This window comes from Aeromonas sp. 604176, assembly GCF_049170755.1.
Taxonomy (GTDB): Bacteria; Pseudomonadota; Gammaproteobacteria; order Enterobacterales; family Aeromonadaceae; genus Aeromonas; species Aeromonas veronii_A.
In genome coordinates this window covers 1-21777 of sequence record NZ_JAAKNE010000074.1, presented here as the reverse complement: position 1 = coordinate 21777, position 21777 = coordinate 1, and the positions used below count along the sequence as shown (strand labels likewise).

Here is a 21777-nt window from a genome sequence, read left to right as displayed (position 1 = left end):
AGGTACTTCTTCACCCCGTCCGGGAACTTGATGTAGTTGCCCTCGTTGATGGAGTAGATCTTGCCCTCTTCCGGAATGCGGATGTTCTCGTGGGAGAGACAGAAGCAGCCGATGGAGGGGTCGTAGGTAAAGCCGTTGACGCCAAAGCCGGTAGTGTAGACCAGCATGGTGGAGGAGCCGTAGACCACATAACCGGCGGCGACCTGACGGTTGCCCGGTTGCAGGAAGTCCTCCAGGGTCACCGGCGAACCTTGCGGGCTCAAACGGCGGTAGATGGAGAAGATGGTCCCGACCGAGACGTTGACGTCGATATTGGAGGAGCCATCGAGCGGGTCGATCAGCACCACATACTTGGAGTTTTTGGAGAGTGGCGAGTCAAAGGCCACGAAGTCCTCTTCTTCTTCCGAGGCCATGCCGCACACCTCGCCGCGCGCTTCCAGCGCCGCCTTGAAGCGTTCGTTGGCGTAGACATCCAGCTTCTGCTGCACCTCGCCCTGTACGTTTTCAGCGCCCATGGAACCGATGATATCCGCCAGTCCCGCCTTGTTGATCTCCCGGTTCACCACCTTGGCAGCAAGGCGAATCGAGCTGAGCAACGAGGTCAGCTCGCCGGTCGCGGTAGGATAATCCGCCTGCTTTTTGACGATGAACTCACCCATGGTGATCATGTTTCGCATTTTTGTTCCTTTAGATCGCATCCGTTGGCATTGAAAACGTTTGCAGGCGTCGGCAAAAAAAATGCCGATCACCGGCGGCCTTGATTTGTAACCTAATGTAACGTCTGTTTTTTGTTTTTGCAGCGAATTAAGCGGCCTATTAAATAGGCTATTTCGCCTCACGTTATGGTAAAAGGCGCGTTTTATTCGGTTTCAATCGATAACTTTCGGACCCTTAATTCGTGGCAATAACCTGCGACAAGCCATGAGCTGACTGGCCTTGAGCCATTAAAAATGGAGTCTGATGGGCCTGCCATTACCTCAGCCATTGCCTCTTGAGATCCGATCGCCAATCCAGCACACTGATTTCGCTTTGGAAGCAAATAAAACTCAAGGATTATCAATGAACAAGACTCTCATTGCCGGCATGGTAGCCGGACTGTTTGCCCTTCCCGCCTGGGCTGCCCAGGTGCCTGCCGGTACCAAGCTGCTGCCGGATGCCCAACAAATCTACGTGACCAATATCGGCACCGAACCTACCACCATCGACCCCCAGCTGGTAGAAGAGACCGCCGGTAGTGCCATCGTCAACGATCTGTTTGAAGGGCTCTACGAGCTGGATAATACCGGCAAGATCAAGCCAGCAGGTGCCATCAGCTACGAGGTCGACAAGACAGGTACCGTCTACACCTTCAAACTGAGGCCCGAGGCCAAGTGGTCAAACGGTGAACCGGTCACCGCCGCCGATTATGTCTACGGCTGGCAACGGGCGGCCGATCCCAAGACTGCCTCCAACTACGCCTGGTTTATCGAGTTGACCGGTGTGGTCAATGCAAGGGAGGTGACCCAGGGCAAGAAGAGCCCGTCAGAGCTCGGGATCAAAGCGCTCGATGACCACACCCTGCAGGTCACCCTGAAAAATCCGGTCCCCTTCTTCCTGAAGACGCTGGCCCACTACACCACGTTCCCGGCCCCCAAAGACACCATTGAAAAATTCGGCAAGGATTGGGTCAAACCGGGCAATATCGTCTCCAACGGTGCCTTTGTACTCAAGGAGTGGACCCCCAACGAGCGGCTAAGTGCCGAGCGCAATACCCACTACTGGAACAACCAGCACACCGTCCTGAACAAGGTGATCTATCTGGAGATCGTCTCCGAAACCGCCGCCTACAACCGCTATCGCACCGGTGAACTGCACTACACCACTTATCCGTTGGAGCAGTACAAGCAGCTCAAGAGCAAGAGCCCGGAAGAACTGGTCAGCGTCCCCACGCTGGCCAGCTATTACTATGTCTTCAATACCCAGCGCAAACCGTTCGATGACCCGAAAGTACGCAAGGCGCTTTCGCTCGCCATCGACCGGGAGACCATCACCGACAAGATCCTGGGACAGGGACAAATTGCCGCATATAGCTTCACGCCCCCCATTGTGGACGGTTTTGAATTGAAAAAACCGGCCAGCCAGCTGCAGAGCAAAGAGGAGCGGATCAAGCAAGCCAAAGCCCTGTTGGCCGAAGCGGGCTATGGCCCGGACAAGCCACTCACAGTGGACATTCTCTACAACACCAACGAGAGCCACAAAAAGATTGCGCTGGCCGTCTCCTCCATGTGGAAACACAACCTAGGGGTCACTGCCACCCTCAACAACATGGAGTGGAAGACCATGGTCTCGGCGCTGAACGAGGGGGATTTCGGGGTTAGCCGCTATGGCTGGAACGGGGATTATAACGACGCCTCCACCTTTCTCGACATCATGACCTCCAGCAGCAGCGCCAACAGCGGCAAGTGGTTCAACAAGGAGTACGACGCCCTGCTGGCCAAGGCCCACGACTCGCTGGATCCCGCTGAACGCAATGCCCTGTATCAGCAGGCAGAGGCGCTCATTGATGCGGATGCCCCCATCGCCCCCATCTATTTCTCGGTCAAATCAAGGTTGCTCAAACCTTTCGTGAAAGGCTATCCCCACCTTAACCCGCAGGATGTGGTCTACAGCAAGGAGCTCTATCTGGTTGCCCAGTAACCGGCTCGGCAAGATGTGACCATAAAAAAGCGCCGGCATTGCTGCAGGCGCTTTTCATTGGCGGCCAAGCGGGCCATTGGGCCCATCTACGCTTTCACGCAAGATTACTCTTCGGGACAAGGAGCCAACACCTCCCGGCGACGACCTATCACCACCGGACGCACCAGCAACTGAGCCAGCAAAACCCCCAGCAGAGTCAGACCGCCCCCGATCAGGTGATAGCTGGTCAGCCGCTCTCCCAGCAGGGTGATGGCAAGGCCAGCCGTCATCACTGGCAGCAGATTCATAAAGATGGCGGTACGATTGGCACCAAGCAGGGTGATCCCCTGCATCCAGAGCCAGGGACAGAGGGCCGACGCGGGGATCCCCGCATAGAAGATCAGCCAGATCGCACGCCCCTCTGGCAGCTGACCATCCACCAGCAGAAAGAAGGGGGTCAGGATCAGCACACTGCAGAGCACCTGACCGTAGAGCAGCGACCAGTTGTCGAGCCCCAAATCCCACTTCTTGAGCAGCACGCTATAAAGGGCATAAGTGCCCGCCGAGAGCAGCATGTAGACAGAGCCGATATGAATACCCTGGGTAAACAGTCGGGTCGGATCCCCCTGCCCCAGCAAGATAGACAAGCCAAAGATGGAGAGCAGCGCCCCCAGCACGGCGCCCCAGGTGGGCCGCTCACGCAGCAGCCAGATGCTGAGTAACACGGTCAACAGTGGCGTCAGCCCCATCATCAATCCCATCTCGGTGGCCCCCATGGTCTGTGCGGCGTAGTACCCAAAGGTCTGATTAAGCACCATGCCCAGCGAGGCCAGCATGGCGATCTGCCAAAGGCCGGCACGAATGCGGGCACGCGCACGCCATACTCGACGGGCCAGAAACGGGCTTAATACCAGCGCAGCCACCACCCAGCGCGACCAGGCCAAGGCTGCCGGGGACAACACACCAACCGCCAGTTTGCTGACGATGCCATTGCCAGCCCAGATGGCAATGCAGGAGAAGGGAAACAGAAAGGCAAAGGGCATGAGAGGATCCAGACCGAAGAGACAACAGCGGGCCAGTATAGGGGGCGATGGAAGATAAACAAAGGTGTGGGCCTGAACAGCCACATGGTGAACGCCAGTAGCTAGAAACAAATATGCCCGCAAAAGTGCGGGCATATCAGTGCAGAAACAGGTTCAGAAGCGCATCACGCGGCATCCATGTGCAGTCTGGAGATCAGCTCGTTGACCTCGGTGACTGTCTGGCGATGGGGAATATCCGCCGGATTCGGCATCAGCAACAAACCGGATTGGAAATCAAACCGCCCCCGACCATGAATGTAAATCCGACCTTTAAAGAAGGTTTTGACATGCTTTGCCACCATCAGTGGCAGGTACTTCTTGAACACTCTCATCGTTTGCAACCTCTTGCAGTTGTATCCGTATGACAGCAGCTTCTGCGAATTAATTCCGTAAAATATTTATAAAAATCCGGAAAACTCGCCCATCTCTTCCCAAAAAATTCAATCTATAACTTTTTATTAACTTTTAGCCTATTGTATGCGGCCCTTCGAGCCAGAGCAAGGCTCCTTTGCCATCGTGCCACTCGATACAGGCGATCCCCGAGGTGGCAAACATGGGTGCTCCTGCGGCCGGACAGAGGCTTTGCACCAGATAACCCACTAGCGGCAGATGGCTGACCATCAGGATCTGGTCATGTTGTTCAGCCAAAGTGGTAAGGTAGCTGGCCACGAAAGCGGGATCACCGTAAGGGGTAATGTCGCCACTCTCTTCAACGGCTGCTGCGTCAGGCAATTCACTGCATATGGCTTGCCAGGTCTGGCGTGCCCGCAGATAGTTGCTGTGGATCACCCGATCCAGCGGGCCAATCAGCTGAGGCGCCAGCCAGCGGGCCATCTGGATAGACTCTTCAATACCCTGCTCGGTCAATGGACGCTGTTCATCTGTTTTCGCATTCATGCCAGCCTGGCCATGACGCATGATATAGATCTTCATTACAACCTCGCCCAACGGGCCTGTTTTGATAGCCGGGGGATCTTACCCCGCCACGGGTGTGGAAACAATTGCGCTACCTCTCAGAAAAGGGTTTGCCTGACGGTATAGCGGGGTCGATAATCATGTTTAAATTCAAATAAATCCAACGTGAGTCACACGCCAATGAGCCCATATGCCAGTCCCAATGACCATCGGCAATACCATTTTCTGGAGCTGGCCAACCGGCTCAGGGTCTTGTTGATTTGTGATCCCGACACCGACAAATCCGCCGCCTCACTGGCGGTCAATACCGGCCATTTTGACGATCCCGCTGACCGGCAGGGAATGGCCCATTTTCTGGAGCACATGCTGTTTCTCGGCACCTGCACCTACCCCAAGCCTGGTGAGTACCAGCAATTTATGAGCCGTCATGGCGGCAGCAACAACGCCTGGACCGGCACCGAGTTCACCAACTTCTTCTTCGAGATCGACAACGGCTTCTTCGAAGCAGGGCTGGATCGCTTCTCCCAGTTCTTTATCTGCCCCACCTTTGATCCGGAGTGGGTGGAAAAGGAGCGCAACGCGGTCGACTCCGAGTATCGCCTCAAGCTGCAGGACGACATGCGCCGCAGCTATCAGGTGCATAAAGAGACGGTCAACCCGGCGCACCCCTTCTCCAAGTTCTCGGTGGGCAACCTCGATACCCTGGCCGATCTGCCAGGACGGGATCTGCGCTCCGACCTTATCCGTTTTTACGAAAGCCACTACAGTGCGGATCGCATGGCTCTGGTGATGATCTCGCCGGAATCCATCGATACCCAGTTGCAGTGGTGCTGTCGCTATTTTGCTCCCATTTTGAATCGCAATTTGGGAACCCCGACTCTCACCATGCCGCTCTATCGGCTCGATGATCTCGGCGTGCGCATCCACATCAATCCGGTCAAGGAGACCCGCAAGCTGTCGCTCTGCTTCCCCCTGCCCAATGTGGACGAGTTTTACGACAAAAAGCCCCTCACCTTCCTGAGCCATCTGATTGGTTATGAGGGAGATGGCAGCCTGCTCTCCCTGCTCAAGGCGAAAGGCTGGGTCAACCAGCTCTCGGCAGGTGGTGGCATCAGCGGCGCCAACTTCAAGGATTTTGGCGTCAACTTTGGCCTCACCCCTCTGGGCCTTGAGCATGTGGACGACATCCTCGCCGCCCTGTTTGGCTATCTGAAACTGATTGGCCGCGAAGGGCTGCAGAGCTGGCGCTACGACGAAAAACGGACCGTGCTCGAATCGGCGTTCCGCTTTCAGGAGCGCGGCCGCCCCCTCGATACGGTGTCAGGGCTGGTGCTCAACCTCTTTAGCTACAAACCAGAGGATCTGCTCTACGGCGACTACATGATGCGCGAATATGACGAGGGGCTGATCCGCCGCTTCCTCGCCAAGCTCACCCCGCACAATTTGCGTATCACCATCACTGCGCCGGAAGTGGCGACCGATCGGCTGGCCCGCTGGTATCAGACCCCCTACAGCGTGACGACCATTACCGAGGCCGAGAAAATTTGCTGGCAGCAAAGCGAGCCGGATCCGGCGCTGGCGCTACCCAAGCCCAACCCCTTTATCAGCAGTAGGCTCGATCCGCGCACGCCCGAGCTTGCCGCCGACATGCCCGCCTGCCTTATCGATCGCCCCGGTTTTCGCCTCTGGCACCTCCATGAGCACCTGTTCAGCGTGCCCAAGGGCAATCTCTACATCTCCATCGACAGCGAACATGCGGTAAAAAATCCGCGCAATATCGCCATGGCGCGCCTCGCCGTGGAGCTGTTGGCCGACCACCTCAACGCCCTCACCTATCCGGCGGAGCTGGCGGGGCTGGGCTACCAGATCTATGCCCATCAGGGGGGCTTTACCATCAACCTGAGCGGCTTTGCCGACAAGCAGCCGCTGTTGCTCGACATGATCCTCGGCAACCGCACCCTGGGGTATCCGGATCCGGGTCGCTTCGCCGAGATCAAGGAGCAGCTCATTCGCAACTGGGATAACCAGTCCAAGGCGCGCCCCATTTCCCAGCTCTTTAACCAGCTCACCAGTTTGCTGCAACCGAACAACCCGCCGTTCGAGCAGTTGCTGCGCCACCTGCGCACCGTCGAGCTGGAGGAGATGCCCGGCTTCGTGGCCCAGCTGTTTGGCGAGGTGCATGTCGAGGCGCTGGTGCATGGCGACTGGACTGCCGCCGAGGCGCTGGAGCTGGCCGCCCTGATGGAGCGCCACCTGAGCGACATCAATGGCACCAGCAGCAAGCCGAGCGGCGAGACCCGTCGTCCGCTCATCTCCATTCAAGACAGAGGCACCCTTATTCGCGAGCAGGGTTGCGATCACGAAGACTCGGCACTGCTGGTCTACTACCAGTCTCGCACCACCCGAGCGCGGGCTCTCGCCTGCTTCACTTTGGCGAACCACATCATGTCCTCCACCTTCTTTCACGAGCTGCGTACCCGTCAGCAACTGGGGTATGTGGTGGGCGCCGGTAACCTGCCCCTCAATCGCCACCCGGGGCTGATCTTCTATATCCAGTCGCCGGTGGCGGGGCCGCAGATCCTGCTCGATGCGGTGGAGGAGTTTATCGACCTCTTCCCGCTCGCCATGCTCGAATTTACCGAGCAACAGTGGCAAGAGAGCAAGGCGGGGCTGCAAGCCCAGCTGAGCGAGCGGGATGCCAACCTGCGCAGTCGCGGCCAGCGGTTGTGGGTCAGCATCGGCAACAAGGATCTGGGGTTTGATCAGCGGGAACGGGTCTGCGACGAGGTGGGCAAGTTGAGCCGCGCCGATCTGGTGCGCTTTATCACCCAACTGCGTTCGCGCACCTCCGATCGGCTGATCCTCTGCAGCTATGGTCAGGGGCACGAACATGACGAGCGGATCACCGGCCAGTTTATCGACGACCCGCGGGCATTTCGGCTCAATGCCGCCACCTTCGAAGCCTGATCAGGCCTCGACATCCCCCGTTTTTCCTTCCCACGGCAAATCGCAGGCAATAAAAAGCCGACCCATCAGGGTCGGCTGGAAAAACCATAACAATTGCGACCAAAGCCGCCAAAAGTGAACATGAGCGTGAAAATCAGACACTGAGTTGCTGATCAGCAAGCGGGAAAGACCCGATACTCGCTTTGCAATGCCAACAGTGATTGAGAAACAGCCTCATATTAGGCACTCCCCCCGCCAATCACGTTGATCTACGTCAAAGGAGGTAGCGAAGAGCGCGTAGCCTGATGATTTGTCGGCGCAGATCACTCTTTGGCCGCCCGTTAGCTGCCCGTTAACCCCGGCGAACCAGCCGGTAGGCCACCTCATCGAAGTAGGAGAGCTGGCCCGACAACACCCGCGGGTGATCCACCTCGGCGGCGCGCCCCAGCACCTCGATACGAAAATCGCGCTCAAACAGGGCCCGTACCTCCATCTCTCCCACCGAGAAGGGGGGCTGACTCTGCTGCTCCGGCTGATATTCGAGGGTTACCAGCAGGATCTGGCCACCGGTCTCGACCAGCGAACTGATCAGGGCAGCATACTGGCGGCGCATCGCGGTCGGCAGGGCGATCAGCGCCGCGCGGTCATAGACCAGCCGGTAACGGCGACCCAGACTGGGGGCAGCGAAAAAATCCCCCTGAAAAATGCGCAGGCTGTCCACTTGATGGCACTGATAAGGGCCCACTTCGCTGACGGTATCGGCGAGCTGGTTTTCACTGAAGAACTGGCTGACGGCAAGGCTCGATAGCTCGAAACCGTCGACCGGATGGCCCTGAGCGCTCAGCCAGAGCATGTCGCGGGACTTGCCGCACAGGGGAACCAGCACCGGCTCGTCCGCTTGCTGGGCCGACCACCAGGATTGCAGCCAGTGGTTGAAGTCCGCCTGATGAAAGCCAATCCGGTTCTCTTCCCAACGTTGATGCCAAAACGCAGCTTCCATCGTTATTACCCTTCTGTACTAAAGATGCCTCAATATCACAACTTAACCGGCACCGCGCAACCCTCTGCCCTCCCCTTTTTGCCGCGCAGCCTCTGCGTGTTATCGGGCGAATGACGGGACGTCCCCATGCCCTGCGCCTCGCTGTCGCAATGGGCGCTATTGGCTGCGTTTATGACGGACAAGACATACCAACCCATGCAAAAACGTCATGGGTGTATGGCGATGAAGGAATGAAAGGAATGAAAGGAATGACGTTGGCAGGCCAAAACGTGCCCGCCAACGCCAGAAAGATCACGACAGCGTGGCGCGAGCGGCCGCCAGCTGGCGCTCGATATAAGCAAAATCGGGACGATCGGCGGGGAGTTCCGAGAGGCAGGCCGCTTTGAGCTGATGCAACCCATCAAGCGGTGAGTCTTGCGTATCGCAATGGGCCAACAACTCTTCAAGCAGGCAACCAAAGGCACGCACTTCCAAACGCTCAAGGCCTACGGCCCGCTCGCGGTCGCTGCGCTCATATAAGGAAGCCGCACCAAAATCCCCCAGCAGAGCGCGAGCCGGGGCGTCAAACCCACGGGCAAACAGAATATTGTGGCCGTAGAGGTCCCCGTGCATGATGCCCGCGCGGTGCAGATGGCCCGCTACCGAGGCAATGCCGTGGGCCATCGCCAGCGCATCCGGCACACTCAGATGCAGCTCCTCTGGATAGACATCCCGGGTGCAGGAGTCTAGGCTCGGCGGCCCGGCCAGATTGGCAAAGGCCGGGTCGATCAGCTCCATCACCAGCGCCGGAATGCCGGAGGGGTGATCCGCCACCTTGCCTATCACCTTGATAAGTTTGGGATGAGTGCCCGCCGCCAGCGACGCCGCCATCTCGCAGCGGGGCAGCCCGTCACTGGTCACCGCCCCCTTGAACAGCTTGACCGCCACCTGACTATCATCGCCTCTATCGCTCGCCTGAGTCACTTCATCAGCAGTATTACCCACAAGGGTGGCGCGATGGATAACGCCAGATGCTCCCTGCCCCAGCAACTCGCCCAGCGCCAGCGTCTCCCAGGCAATGGGCGCGACATGGGCATCATCGATGGCCCACGCCTCCTCCCCTTCGCTAAAGGGGTTGCCTGAGTAGGCAAGCCAGGAAAGGCGCGGCAGCGAGAGCAGCCACTCGGGGAAGCGTTCGATGCGGTTGGCGGCGATGCGCAGCAGCTCCAGCTTGCGGCAGTTGGCAAGGCTGGCCGGCAGCTCGCGCAGGCGGTTGCCCGCCAGCATCAGCTTTTGCAGGGCGTCACACTGGCCCAGCTCATCAGGCAACTGTTCCACTGCGTTGTCGGTCAGGATCAGCCAGCGCAAACCGGCGGGCAGCGCCTTGGCCGAGACGGTAGCAATCCGGTTGGCCTTAAAGCCCAGCATGGTGAGCGTCGGGCAACGCCCCAGCACCTCGGGCAGCTCGGTAAAGCGGTTCTCGGAGCAGAAGATAATGCGCAGTTTGCCAAACTCGGCCAGCTCGTCGGGGAGCGTGCTTAGCTGGTTGCCGGTCAAATCCAGCACCTCCAGTGTCTCTTTCAGGCTCAAAATCTCGGTGGGGAACTCCGTCAGGTTTTCACAAAGCTTCAGATGGCGGGCACCGCACAGTTCACCCGCACGCAGCTGTTCCAGAGTATGCATAACCGTTTCTCAATCCTGATAATCTGCCTGATGACGTAGCCAGCCATCAGCGCGCGCCGAACCGGGGTCCGGCGGTTTTAAAGGGGGGCATTATAAAGAATCAGGGGGGCAGATCACCCCTTGTAGCTTGAAAGTATGCGGCTTATACGATCGCCAAGACAGCGGCATCTATTGCACGTTGGCAGCGCTTTGCTCGCGGCCAGCTTGCAATGCCGCTGTAGCATGACCTGAATGCACAGCGTAATGAATCCTTATTTCCGTCCGCTCCCCAGCGATTGAATAAATGCCAGCGTACGACGATTAAACTGCTCCGGCTGCTCCACATTGCAGACATGACCGCACTGCTCGATTACCGCCAGCGAGGAGCTGGCATCGCGGGCCACCTGCTCGCGCACCGGTGCCAGAAACATATGATCCTCCTCCCCCATCACATAGAGGGTGGGAATGGGCAGGGAGCGTTCGCGGAAGTAACGCATCAGTGGGTTGACCTCAGTGGCGAGGCGGAACCAGCGTTTGAACTCTTTCTGGCAGAGCTTGCGGGCCTCGCGCACAAAGAGGTTGCGCGACTCCTGATGGTGCTGGCGCGGCATGATGATGAAGGCAAACAGCCGGTAGAGCCACATATAGGGCAGGAAGTGCTGGCCGAGTCGGCCCAGCTGCACCAGCACCCGCGAGCGGATATCGAGCCGCAGGATGGCGCCCCCCAGAACCATGCTTTTGACCCGCTCCGGGCAGAGCTCGGCCAGATGGCGAATAAGGATGGTGCCAAGGGAGATGCCGACAAAGTGGGCGCGGCGGATATCGAGATGATCGAGCAGCCGAACGATATCTTCGGTCACTTCCCGAAAGCTGTAGTGACCCTTGACCACCTGTTGCAGCTGGTGGGACTGGCCGTGGCCGCGCAAGTCCAGCAGCAGCACGTTGAAGTGCTCGCGATAGGCGCGCAGCTGTTTGAACCAGATGGAGGAGCTGCCACCGGCGCCGTGGACAAACACCACCCAATCCCGCTCGGGACCCAGTTCGAAAGTCTTGTGATACAACATCCAATAGGCTCCCTTGGTGATGGGGGGTATACTCGGCTGCGCGCATATTAACAGAACAGGCCCGCCGATAGATATGCGCCTGACATGACCCGGATCACCCCTTGCGCGAGAACTTTCCATGGATTTGACCCGTTTGCGCCACTTTCTGCTGACCCTGCCGGGCGCCACCGAAGATACCCCGTTTGGCCCGGAGATCCTGGTCTACCGCATCGCGGGCAAGATGTTCGCGCTGGTGGATTGGCAGGCCGAGCCGCTTACCATCAACCTAAAATGCGAGCCCGAGCTGGCGTTGCTGCTGCGCGAGATCCACCCCGAGGTCAAACCGGGTTGGCATATGAACAAGCAACACTGGAACACAGTGACCCTGAACAGCACCTTGCCAGATGATCTGTGGCAGGGCTGGGTGCACCACTCCTATGAGCGGGTTGTCGCGGGTCTGCCCAAAGCCAAACGGCCACAGGCGCCGCGTCCCCTCTCCCTCACTGACGACCCAACCTTATGACCCCAGCACTTAGTCCAGCACTTTGCATTGTCCCCCTTGGTGAGGCACATATCCCCGCCCTCGTGAGCCTGTTTGAGCAGGCGGTGCGACGCTGCGGCCCCGAGCACTACAGCGCCGAACAGGTGGAGCAGTGGGCCCTCGGTTCACAACATCCGGGCTTTGTCAGCCAGCTGCGCGAGCACCACGGCTGGGTGGCGGAGCTGGCAAATGTGCCCCTCGGTTTTGTCACCCTGAGCCCCGATGGCCATCTCAGTCTGCTCTATGTAAGCGCCGACCATCAGCGCCAGGGACTGGGCAATCTGCTGCTCACCACGGCGCTCGCGGGGGCCAGAGGGCTCGGTATGACCCTCATCACCACCGAGGCCAGCGCCTTCAGTTATGAGCTATTTTTACGACATGGCTTTACGTTGACCGGGCTGGAGTCCGTGGAGCGGGGCGGAGTCAGTTTTACTCGCCATCGCATGCACTGCTGCTTGCCAAGCTAGGGCAAGCCACTAAAATACGCTTAATTTTCGTATTGTTACTGTATTGAGGCAGCAACCATGGTGGTAGAAAGTGAAGGCTATATCTCGCTGATCGAGTATCTGGTGGAGAGTTTGGGATTGTTTGAATCCCAACAGCAGAACGATGGTGAAGAGACCATCGAAGATCTGGTCAGTGGCCGTGTTGCCAGCAACCTGATGGCCATTTGCGAGCAAAACCCCCAGCTAGATCCCAAGGTGCGTTTTGCCATCATGCAGGAGGCCGACGCCGTGGTCGCCGACCTGGAAGAGGTGCTCTCCGCCGTCTGGCTGCGCGCCCCGACCCCGGAACAGAAAACCTTCCTCATCGAGTTTATCGATCTCATCAAGAACCTGTTCGACAGCGCCATCGGCTGATCTGCCGTCCGGCTCTCCCGCCCAACGCAAGATTTCAAAGCAGCAGATAAGGAAAAGGGCCGCCTTGGTGGGCAGCCCTGCTTGCTATCATTTTCAACCCGCCAGTGCGTTCATTCATCAGGCGGTTATCAAGGCAAGAAATGTGTCTGGACTTTGCATCCGATCCCTGGACGCTACCTAGTTAGTCCCGACTGGTCGCAATAAGTTCCCTCCTCCGACCATTTATTTTCACTTTTATTAAGAAATCGACTACAAACCTGTTCAGCGGTTCAGGCTGGGCGGCAAACAGACTCCAATGCCACCCAGTCCGCAGTAGCCATCCGGATTTTTCTCCAGATATTGCTGATGGTAATCCTCGGCGTAGTAGAAGGGCGCCAGCGGCAAAATGCGGGTAGTAATGACACGGCTGTCGCCGCTTGCCGCCATCGCCTGCTGGTAGGCCGCCATGCTCTGCTGGGCAATGATCTGCTGGCTCTCGTCGCCATAGAAGATCACCGAGCGATACTGGGTGCCAATGTCCCCCCCCTGACGCATCCCCTGCGCCGGATCGTGCTGCTCCCAGAACAGTCTGAGCAGATCGCCGTAGCTGATCATTGCCGGATCAAACACCACCTGCACCGTCTCGGCATGACCGGTCAGGCCGCTGCACACCTCTTTGTAGGTGGGATTCTGGGTCACGCCGCCCTGATATCCGGCCGCGGTGGAGTAGACGCCCGGCTGCTGCCAGAACAGGCGCTCCACGCCCCAGAAGCAACCCATGCCAAACCAGGCGATCTCCATGCTCTCGGGCCAGGGACCCTGAGTCGGGTTGCCATTCACCGCATGCTGCTGACCAATCACCATCGCTTCGCGTCGTCCCGGCAGGGCATCTGCCGGTGAAATAATCTGTTCCATGAATTCTGTCCTTGTATAAAACCCTGTGAAATCACACAGCTGACGAAAAGGAGCATCGAAGATAGCAGTTTATCGCGCCGGATCAACCGGCGGGCCCCTCCCCGCTCGCCCCGGCGGCCATCTGCACCGTCCGTCACCCTTTCCCGATCCGCACTGCCAAGCCGCCCCTCGTAGACCAGAAACAGCCAAAATCAATATTTAGTCTTGATTTGTGAATTAATTTTCATATATTGAGCAAATTGCTGTTTTTTTATGGAAGAAATATCAAGTGCGTGAACGCGAACCCAGTCTGGTCAATGCCTTCCGGCAATCCACCCCCTATGTCAATGTGCATCGGGGTGCCACCTTTGTGCTGATGATGGGGGGAGAAGCCATCTGCCACCCCAACTTCGCCAATATCGTCAGCGATATCGCCCTGCTGCAGACACTGGGCATACGCCTGGTACTGGTGTTTGGTTCACGTCCGCAAAACGATGAAGCGCTGGCCCGCGCCGGTATCGAGGCCCAGTATCACAAGCGGATCCGGGTCACCGATGACGAGAGTTTCACCATCATCAAACAAGTGTGTGGCGGCCTGCAATACGACATCACCGCCCAGCTCTCCATGGGGCTCGCCAACACCCCCATGCAGGGGGCGCGGATCAGCGTGGTGAGCGGCAACTTCGTCACCGCCCAGCCGCTGGGGGTGGATGATGGCATCGACTTTTGCCATAGCGGCCGGGTGCGCCGCATCGACGTGGAGGGGATCACCCGCCAGCTCGATCAGAAGAGTCTGGTGCTCATCTCCCCCATCGGCTGCTCGGTCACCGGCGAGAGCTTTAACCTGAGCTCCGAAGAGGTGGCCCGCCGGGTGGCGGTCGACCTCAAGGCGGACAAGCTCATCTGCTTTAGCAGCACCCAGGGGGTAATGGACAGGCGCGGCGAAGCCATCTCAGAGCTCTTCCCCGAGCAGGCCGAAGAGCTGCTGATTGAGCTGGAGCAGGCGGGAGAAGAGATGTCCGGCACCGCCCGCTATCTGCGCGCAGCGATCGCCTCCTGCCGTGGCGGCGTGCCCCGCTCCCATCTGGTGAGCTATCAGGATGATGGCGCCATGCTGCAGGAGCTGTTCAGCCGCGACGGCCTCGGCACCCAGATAGTGCGGGAAAGTGCCGAGCAGGCCCGCGCCGCCACCATCGAAGATATCGGTGGCATTCTGGATCTTATTCGCCCGCTGGAGGAGGAAGGGATTCTGGTACGCCGCTCGCGCGAGCAGCTGGAGATGGAGATCGACAAGTTCACCATCATAGAACGCGATGGCCTGATCATCGGCTGCGCGGCCCTCTACTGCTTTATGGAAGAGGCGATGGCGGAGATGGCCTGCGTCGCCATCCACCCCGACTATCGCAACTCCAACCGGGGGGATCAGCTGGTGGCCAAGGTGGCCGAGCGGGCCAAGCGGCTCGGCATTCGCCGCCTGTTCGTGCTCACCACCCGCTCCATCCACTGGTTCCGGGAGCGGGGCTTTGATCCGCTGGAAGTGGAAGATCTGCCGGTGGCGCGCCAGCGTCTCTACAATTGGCAGCGCCGTTCCAAGGTTTTGTCAAAGACCATTGCCTAAGTTATTGATTCTGCTTTGAGTTAGCCGACAATTTGAACTTTTTCACAAACTCGATTGACAGTGCAATCCAACGCAGGGTATTTCTAAATGCACTCCACCACCCTGGTGGAGCCAGAAGAGGAGCGCTGCCTAGGCAGCCCAAGGGAGGACGCCAGAGTCCGGTGAACTTGGGTCAGGGGGAGCAGCGCCGAGACGAGTGAGGAGACTGGTAACCTCAACGTCGGCTGCGGGGGCTGAATCCCCCGGGTTGTCATCGGTAGTGATCATCCCCCACCGCGCCCTGTCAGGGGCGGTACGGGATGGGCTCTGCAGGTGGAGTGCTTCTGGCCGGGATAGCTTCGTTCATTCCTGCCATTTTCAGCCTCCTCCTCTCTTTTTTGCCCGATGGAACCGGAATCTTAAAATAAGACAGGAGTAAGCAATGAGCCCGATCAATGTCGCCAAGTTTGGCGGAACCAGTGTCGCCAACTTCCCGGCCATGAACCACTGCGCCGATATCGTGCTGGCCAATCCCGCCACCCGGGTGGTGGTACTGAGTGCCAGCGCCGGTGTCACCAACCTGCTGGTCGCCCTGGCACAAGGTGAGCTGGACGAAGCGGGCCGCGACGAGCAGCTGGCCAAACTGGCCGGGATCCAGCAGGCCATTCTGGCCGATCTCGGCAACCCCGTTGATGTGAGCGCCCTCATTCATGGCCAGCTGGACGAAATTCGCCTCATGGCCCAGCAAGCCCACCAGCATACCGATGCGGAGCTGGCCGACCGCCTCATCGCCTGCGGCGAGCTGATGTCTACCCGTCTCTTTACCGAACTGCTGCGCCAGCGCGGCGTCAAGGCCCACTGGCAGGATGTGCGCCAGCTGATGCGCACCGATAGCCGCTTTGGCAAGGCCACCGTCGATCTGGCCACCACCCGAACCCTCTGCCAGCAGACGCTGGGCCCGCAGCTTGGCGACAGCCTCATCATCACCCAGGGCTTTATCGGTGCCGATGGCGATGGCCGCACCACCACGCTGGGGCGCGGCGGCTCTGACTACAGCGCGGCCCTGCTCGCCGAAGCGCTCGATGCCGCCAGTATCGAGATCTGGACCGATGTGCCCGGCATCTACACCACGGATCCGCGCCTCGTCACCCGCGCCCGCCCCATTCCCGAAATCAGCTTTGTCGAGGCGGCCGAGATGGCCACCTTCGGCGCCAAGGTGCTACACCCCGCCACCTTGCAACCGGCGGTACGCCAGAATATTCCGGTGTTTGTCGGTTCCGCTAAGGAGCCCGCCGCCGGTGGTACCTGGATCCGCGCCAGCACAGATTCAAGCCCGCTGTTTCGCGCCGTCGCCCTGCGCCGCCAGCAGGTGCTGGTGACCCTGCACAGCCTCAACATGTTCCACGCCTACGGCTTTTTGGCCGAAGTGTTCGGCATTCTGGCCCGTCACCGCATCTCGGTCGACCTCATCACTACCTCGGAAGTGAGCGTGTCATTGACGCTGGATCACACCGGCAGCCAGAGCAACGGCGAGCCGATCCTGAGCGACAAGGTGCTGACCGAGCTGGGCCAGCTCTGCAAGGTAGAGGTGGAAACCGGTTTGGCACTGGTGGCACTCATCGGCAACCGGATGAGCGAAGTGAACGGCGTTGGCAGTCAGGTCTTTGACGCCCTGCGCGAGCACAACATCCGGATGATCTGCTACGGCGCCAGCGCCCACAACCTCTGCTTCCTGGTCAAGGAGAGCGAGGCGGGCAATATCGTCAACCGCCTCCATCAGGAGCTGCTGGACTGACCCTCCCCCGAGGCAATTCCGGCCGTGCAACAGGGCGCCTACAAGGTGCCCTGTTCATTTGTATTCCGCGGTTGTGTTAGCTCAGGCAAGGCTGGTAGCAGGCAACTGGCAGGCAACTGCTTCCCGGCGCAGCTGCTGCAAGCGGGCCAGCAGCCCGGTCTGGCCCAGCTCCGTCTCCTGAGTCGAGAGATTATCCACCAGCAGCGGATAGTGATCCGTCACCGCCTGCATCAACCAGTCGAGGCGACGCAGGGTGAGCGGGCCGCAACTCTGGCCGCTCAGATCATCGGCCACATCGAGCCGGTGGCTGCGATACATGTCACGCCACCAGTTGGCGACCAGCGCCTCGTCGCTCGCCAACGCGGCGCTCCACTCCCCTTGCAGGGCGTGCAGGCGGGCCAGCACGGGCGCGCTGGCCCCTTCGCGGATCAGGTGGTGGATCTCCCGTTTCACCCATTTCAGGCAAAGCTCGCGCCAGTAGCGAAATTGCGGCAGAGGATCGGCCTCATCGAGCCAAAGCCCCGAGAGGGTGCGGGTCTCCAGTCGCTCCGGCACATGGAACTGCGGGTCGACCAGACCGTTGGAGTTGTATTCAAAGCGGGGATCGAAGGTCCACATATAGCCAAAGTCGAACACGCAGATCTGCTCGCCGTCATCGAGCAGGTTGCCCGGGCTCGGGTCCCAGTCAAACCAGCCCCAGCGGGCCAGCTCCCCTTGCACCTCCAGCATCTGGGCCAGATTGCGCTCGTTGAGCTGATGGACGGGCACACCCCGCAACCAGGGGGAGACCAGTACCCCGGCGCGCGCCGAGCCAAAGCTGGTGCAGACCACGTGGGAGAGGACAGTAGGATGCAGCTCGCGCAGCGCCTCGATTTCGCGCCGCCGCTCCAGCTCGGTCAGAAAGGCGGTCTTGCCATCGAGGTTGGCCACCAGTGAATCCTGACGGCGCCGCTTGAGGCACCAGTGATGCCCCTCCACCTTGAGGTGAAACACCTCGGCGGTGAGACCGTGGCGATAGACCTTGACCACAGCCGGATGGCTATCCTTCAGCTTGACCAGTTGGGCCAGCGGCAGCGGGCAGTCGCGCTCGCGTCCGATCCGGATCTCTTCCTTGCTCTCCAGCATGCGCAGCAATCTGGCCTGACGTGCCATCACTTTGGGATTCATACATGTACCTCCAGTCGCTATCGAGAGACTAAACAGCAGATCCCTCCCAAGCCAGTGGCAAAACCCCATGATGACGCTTTCATCACATATTCCGAACAACCCCTCGATCGGGATCACAATTTGCAAGGTTGAGCTGTAACCAAATATTCATTAAGTGGTCATTAAATTGACAAGCTGAAACAAGGCCCGCACCATCGGGTCAAACTCTATGCGGATGAACGATCTCTCCCTCACTCGCTCAAAGGATGAGCTTATATGAATCGCCCCTCCTCAGGCAGCCCCCGCGTCCTGAGTCTGCCCTCTCTGCTGCTTGCCCTGCTGGGCGGATTGCTGCTGCTGACCCTGTTGTTGCCGCTGATCAATCCCGGTAGCTGGCTGGGCCGTGCCCAGCCGCTGGTGCTGGGCCCCGCGGACAATCCACTGGCCACCCTCACCCGCCACACCCTGCTCTATAAAAGCGACAGCCGCGGCCTCTATCTGGTGGTACGCAGTCAGTGGCAGTTGCGAGGGCCGCTGCAAGCAGGGGACAAGGTGCGGGTGGAGCTGCTCAACGACAAGGGGGAGCGGATCGACCAGCTGAGCCAAGCGGTGGATAAACGTCAGGTGTGCCGCAATAACCGCTGCTCGCTGGATCTCAACAGCACCCTGCGCGCCCCGGACGATGCACTGGCCAGCCGTTATCAGCTGCGCATCGGTCTGCTGCTCAAGGATCGCCCCGAGAGCGGCGATTTCAGCCAGATCCTGCAAACCCTGCCCGAGCAGGGCTTCAACCTCACCTATCTGGTGGTGAGCCTGACGCTGGTGCTGGCCCTGAGCGCCGCCGTGCTCAAAACGGTGCTGCCAAAGCTGCGCCGCAGCCTGCGCTGGCGGATCATCGGCAGCCTGCTGCTCGGCAACCTCACCTTCGTGCTGCTGCACGGCTTCGTGGTGTTCAAGCTGGGGGAGTTTCTGCTCTGGTCAGGCTTTCGCCCGGAGCACTACTATCTCGCCTGGGGCAGCATGGTGCTGGGCTGGAGCCTCTGCGCGCTGGCGGGCTTCAACCTCTATATGGGGCTGGTCTTTACCGCGCTTTCTGGCATAGGTCTGCTCGCCAACTTTATGAAGATTGCCATCTACGGCGTGCCGCTCGGCGGGGACGATTTTGGCAACCTGCTCGCGCTGCTGCGGATCCTGCTCGACCAGCACCCCATCCTGCCCATCTTCACCGTGTTGCTGGCACTGTTTCTCTGCTGGCGCTTTGCCCTGTCACGCTGGGTGTTGCGCACAGCCGCTGCCACCGTCGCCTTCTTTGCCCTGTGCGTCTTTGCCACCCAGACCGGCAACAAGCTGCTGGGAGCCAACATTCGCTACGTGGATCGCGCGGTCAACTACCACAGGGACATCATCCGCTCCGGCCCCGGCCTCTATCTGTTCAATCTGGTGGACGAGATGCTGCAAAGCGGCAGCGTGTTTCGCTACCCCTTGCAGATCAACGAGCTGACCCCGCAGCTGAGTTATCCGCCCCAGGGCATTGCACCGCGTTGGGATCTGGTGATCGTACTGCAATATGAGTCGCTCTGGCTCGACTGGAAGGGGCGGATCTGCGCCCCGGCTCCCACCCTCTCCCTGCCCGCCAGCGTGCAGCAGTGGCAAAAAACCATCCACTCCCCCACCACCGGCGGCATGACGGTACTGGCGGAGTTTGAGATGAACACCGGCCTGCCGGTGGGCTTGCTCAAGCAGGGGGTGGTGCCCTACTACTACCTCTCGCAGCAGGTGCCGGGGCTGGCCCAGAGCGCCAGACAGAGCGGCTACCAGACCCTGTTCGCCCACCCCTATGTGGAAAAATTCTGGGGCCGCGCCAAGGCAATCCCGGCGCTTGGCTATGAGGAGCGCTGGTTCGATACCCGCTTCACCACCCTTGAACACAAGGGGCTCTATATCTCCGATGATGCGCTGATCGACCACATACTCAAACGCAGCGAGCAGGATGACAAACCGCTGTTTGCCTATGCAGTCACCATGCAGGGGCACGGCCCCTTCGATGGCCCCCGCTATCAGGGGCAGGAGCGCAGCGGCGCCTGCCCGAACCAGAGCGAGAGCGACACCCAGCTGCTCAACACCTACTACACAGGGGTGGTGGATGCCATGGCCTCGCTGGAGCGGCTGCTCAAGACCCTCGACCAGTCGGGCAAGCGCTATCTGGTGGTGGCCTTTGGTGATCACCAGCCGTTTTTGATGTCCGCCGGCAAGGGCATTCACGGTGACAAGCCGGCGCGCGATGCCACCTACCAGATCCCCATGATGGCCTTCACCCGCGCAGATGACCCCCTCAATCTGGCGACCCAGTTTGCGCCGGTGCGCCAGCTCTACCAGATGGGTCAGGCCACCCGCCAGCTGCTGGCGGGGGATATCACCCCCATCGAAGAAAAACCCCTGCTCCATCCGGTGCTGGGGGAGGAGAAAGGATTCGACCCTTCAAGCCTGGTGCCGCAGATCCGCGCCAGCTTCCGGCCCGATGCCCTGCCCTGAGCCTTAAGCACCGCAATACGAATAGATGAGGCCGCAATAGCGGCCTCTGGTTATCACTTTCTCTTTGTCACTGCGACTGCGAAATCCGGTCTTTAGCAGGCGTTACGGGTTGCAACGGCATCCGCCAGGTTGCGCAGCAGCACTTCGGTATCGGCCCAACCGATGCAGGCATCTGTGATGCTCTGGCCGACGGTGAGTTCACACCCTTCCACCAGATCCTGACGGCCTTCCACCAGATGGCTCTCCACCATCACACCAAACACCGCCTTGCTACCGGCACGCAGTTGGCCGGCCACATCCTCGGCCACCAGCATCTGGTTCTTGAACTGCTTGCTGCTGTTTGCATGACTAAAGTCGATCATCACCTTCTGGGGCAGACCGGCCTTCTCCAGCCCCTTCACCACCTCGTCCACGTGGGCGGCGCTGTAGTTCGGCTCACGACCACCACGCAGAATGATGTGACAGTCCGGGTTGCCGCGGGTCGCCACGATGGCGGAGTGACCGTATTTGGTGACCGACAGGAAGTGGTGCGGCGCACTGGCAGCGCCAATGGCATCGATGGCAACCTTGATGGTGCCGTCAGTGCCGTTCTTGAAGCCCACCGGACAGGAGAGACCGGAGGCCAGCTCGCGGTGTACCTGGGATTCGGTGGTACGGGCACCGATCGCGCCCCAGCTCATCAGATCCGCCACATATTGCGGGGTGATCATGTCGAGGAACTCGGAGGCAGTCGGCAGCCCCATGTCGTTGAGATCCAGCAACAGCTTGCGACCAATACGCAGACCGTCATTGATCTTGCAGCTGTTGTCGAGGTACGGATCGTTGATCAGCCCCTTCCAGCCCACTGTGGTACGCGGTTTTTCGAAGTAGACCCGCATCACGATCTCCAGCTGATCTTTCAGCTCGTCGCGCAGCGCCTTGAGGCGCTTGCCGTACTCCAGCGCGGCAACCGGATCATGGATGGAGCAAGGGCCAATCACCACCAGCAGACGATCATCTTCGCCGGCCAGGATATTGTGAATGGCCTGACGGGATTCAAAAACGGTGGACGAGGCCACCTCGGTAGCCGGAAACTTCTCAAGCACCGCAACCGGGGGTAATAACTCTTTGATTTCACTGATACGAACGTCGTCGGTTTGATGCTGCATGAC

Annotated in this window: 18 protein-coding genes and 1 riboswitch; of the genes, 8 read left to right on the top strand and 10 right to left on the bottom strand. The window is 59.5% G+C overall.

Features of this window, described 5'->3' with window-relative positions:
* Positions 1-677, bottom strand: a 677-nt coding sequence (fbp, locus tag G5358_RS13840) for a class 1 fructose-bisphosphatase (protein ID WP_421324255.1), incomplete at its 3' end; no start/stop codon positions are given.
* Between the two features lie 382 nt (positions 678-1059).
* On the opposite strand from fbp, the gene G5358_RS13835 reads away from it, so the two are divergent.
* Positions 1060-2676: a peptide ABC transporter substrate-binding protein gene (locus G5358_RS13835; protein ID WP_216953790.1), complete on the top strand. Its 1617-nt coding sequence runs from the start codon at positions 1060-1062 to the stop codon at positions 2674-2676.
* Positions 2677-2780: 104 nt separating this feature from the next.
* Here the strand turns inward: G5358_RS13835 and G5358_RS13830 are convergent, their stop codons facing one another.
* From G5358_RS13830 to sixA, 3 genes are all read right to left on the bottom strand, one after another.
* Complete coding sequence (locus G5358_RS13830; protein ID WP_216953792.1) at positions 2781-3698, bottom strand: DMT family transporter; 918 nt, start codon at positions 3696-3698, stop codon at positions 2781-2783.
* Between the two features lie 164 nt (positions 3699-3862).
* On the bottom strand, positions 3863-4069 hold the full coding sequence (locus tag G5358_RS13825) for a DUF1107 domain-containing protein (protein WP_005336998.1): 207 nt from the start codon (positions 4067-4069) through the stop codon (positions 3863-3865).
* A 133-nt stretch (positions 4070-4202) separates the two neighbouring features.
* Positions 4203-4670: a phosphohistidine phosphatase SixA gene (gene sixA, locus G5358_RS13820; protein ID WP_021230584.1), complete on the bottom strand. Its 468-nt coding sequence runs from the start codon at positions 4668-4670 to the stop codon at positions 4203-4205.
* A 162-nt stretch (positions 4671-4832) separates the two neighbouring features.
* Here sixA and G5358_RS13815 point away from each other — a divergent pair, with 162 nt between their 5' ends.
* Positions 4833-7619 carry an insulinase family protein gene (locus G5358_RS13815; RefSeq protein ID WP_421324254.1) on the top strand — a complete coding sequence of 929 codons (2787 nt, stop codon included), beginning with the start codon at positions 4833-4835 and terminating at the stop codon, positions 7617-7619.
* 331 nt (positions 7620-7950) lie between these two features.
* On the opposite strand, the gene G5358_RS13810 is transcribed toward G5358_RS13815, so the two are convergent.
* The 3 genes from G5358_RS13810 to G5358_RS13800 form a co-directional block, all read right to left on the bottom strand.
* Positions 7951-8598: a thiopurine S-methyltransferase gene (locus G5358_RS13810; RefSeq protein ID WP_216953796.1), complete on the bottom strand. Its 648-nt coding sequence runs from the start codon at positions 8596-8598 to the stop codon at positions 7951-7953.
* Between the two features lie 291 nt (positions 8599-8889).
* Positions 8890-10260, bottom strand: a complete 1371-nt coding sequence (locus G5358_RS13805; protein WP_421324253.1) for a leucine-rich repeat-containing protein kinase family protein — start codon at positions 10258-10260, stop codon at positions 8890-8892.
* Positions 10261-10511: 251 nt separating this feature from the next.
* On the bottom strand, positions 10512-11303 hold the full coding sequence (locus tag G5358_RS13800; RefSeq protein WP_040066426.1) for an alpha/beta fold hydrolase: 792 nt from the start codon (positions 11301-11303) through the stop codon (positions 10512-10514).
* A gap of 118 nt (positions 11304-11421) precedes the next feature.
* On the opposite strand from G5358_RS13800, the gene G5358_RS13795 reads away from it, so the two are divergent.
* The 3 genes from G5358_RS13795 to G5358_RS13785 are packed head-to-tail and all read left to right on the top strand — an operon-like array spanning position 11422 to position 12683.
* Positions 11422-11805 carry an MmcQ/YjbR family DNA-binding protein gene (locus G5358_RS13795; protein ID WP_421324252.1) on the top strand — a complete coding sequence of 128 codons (384 nt, stop codon included), beginning with the start codon at positions 11422-11424 and terminating at the stop codon, positions 11803-11805.
* Positions 11802-12290, top strand: a complete 489-nt coding sequence (locus tag G5358_RS13790) for a GNAT family N-acetyltransferase (RefSeq protein ID WP_216953801.1) — start codon at positions 11802-11804, stop codon at positions 12288-12290. The genes G5358_RS13795 and G5358_RS13790 overlap by 4 nt, the downstream gene beginning before the upstream one ends.
* A gap of 57 nt (positions 12291-12347) precedes the next feature.
* Positions 12348-12683 carry a DUF3802 family protein gene (locus G5358_RS13785; protein ID WP_005333735.1) on the top strand — a complete coding sequence of 112 codons (336 nt, stop codon included), beginning with the start codon at positions 12348-12350 and terminating at the stop codon, positions 12681-12683.
* 261 nt (positions 12684-12944) lie between these two features.
* On the opposite strand, the gene msrA is transcribed toward G5358_RS13785, so the two are convergent.
* Complete coding sequence (msrA, locus tag G5358_RS13780; protein WP_421324251.1) at positions 12945-13577, bottom strand: peptide-methionine (S)-S-oxide reductase MsrA; 633 nt, start codon at positions 13575-13577, stop codon at positions 12945-12947.
* Between the two features lie 268 nt (positions 13578-13845).
* On the opposite strand from msrA, the gene argA reads away from it, so the two are divergent.
* Positions 13846-15174, top strand: a complete 1329-nt coding sequence (gene argA, locus G5358_RS13775) for an amino-acid N-acetyltransferase (RefSeq protein WP_216953805.1) — start codon at positions 13846-13848, stop codon at positions 15172-15174.
* A 107-nt stretch (positions 15175-15281) separates the two neighbouring features.
* Positions 15282-15505: riboswitch (Lysine riboswitch) on the top strand.
* Between the two features lie 90 nt (positions 15506-15595).
* The gene (lysC, locus tag G5358_RS13770) at positions 15596-16948 is read left to right on the top strand and encodes a lysine-sensitive aspartokinase 3 (RefSeq protein ID WP_236562291.1); all 1353 of its coding nucleotides are present in this window, start codon (positions 15596-15598) and stop codon (positions 16946-16948) included.
* Positions 16949-17029: 81 nt separating this feature from the next.
* Here the strand turns inward: lysC and G5358_RS13765 are convergent, their stop codons facing one another.
* Positions 17030-18115, bottom strand: a complete 1086-nt coding sequence (locus G5358_RS13765) for a hypothetical protein (RefSeq protein ID WP_101531213.1) — start codon at positions 18113-18115, stop codon at positions 17030-17032.
* 255 nt (positions 18116-18370) lie between these two features.
* Between G5358_RS13765 and G5358_RS13760 the strand changes: the two genes are divergently transcribed.
* A complete protein-coding gene (locus tag G5358_RS13760) occupies positions 18371-20626 on the top strand; it encodes an LTA synthase family protein (protein WP_421324250.1) in 2256 nt (751 codons plus the stop codon).
* A 92-nt stretch (positions 20627-20718) separates the two neighbouring features.
* Here G5358_RS13760 and aroG read toward each other — a convergent pair whose 3' ends face one another.
* Positions 20719-21774 (bottom strand): 3-deoxy-7-phosphoheptulonate synthase AroG, encoded by a 1056-nt coding sequence (aroG, locus tag G5358_RS13755; RefSeq protein ID WP_421221552.1) that lies wholly within the window; start codon positions 21772-21774, stop codon positions 20719-20721.
* Between the last annotated feature and the right edge of the window lie 3 nt (positions 21775-21777).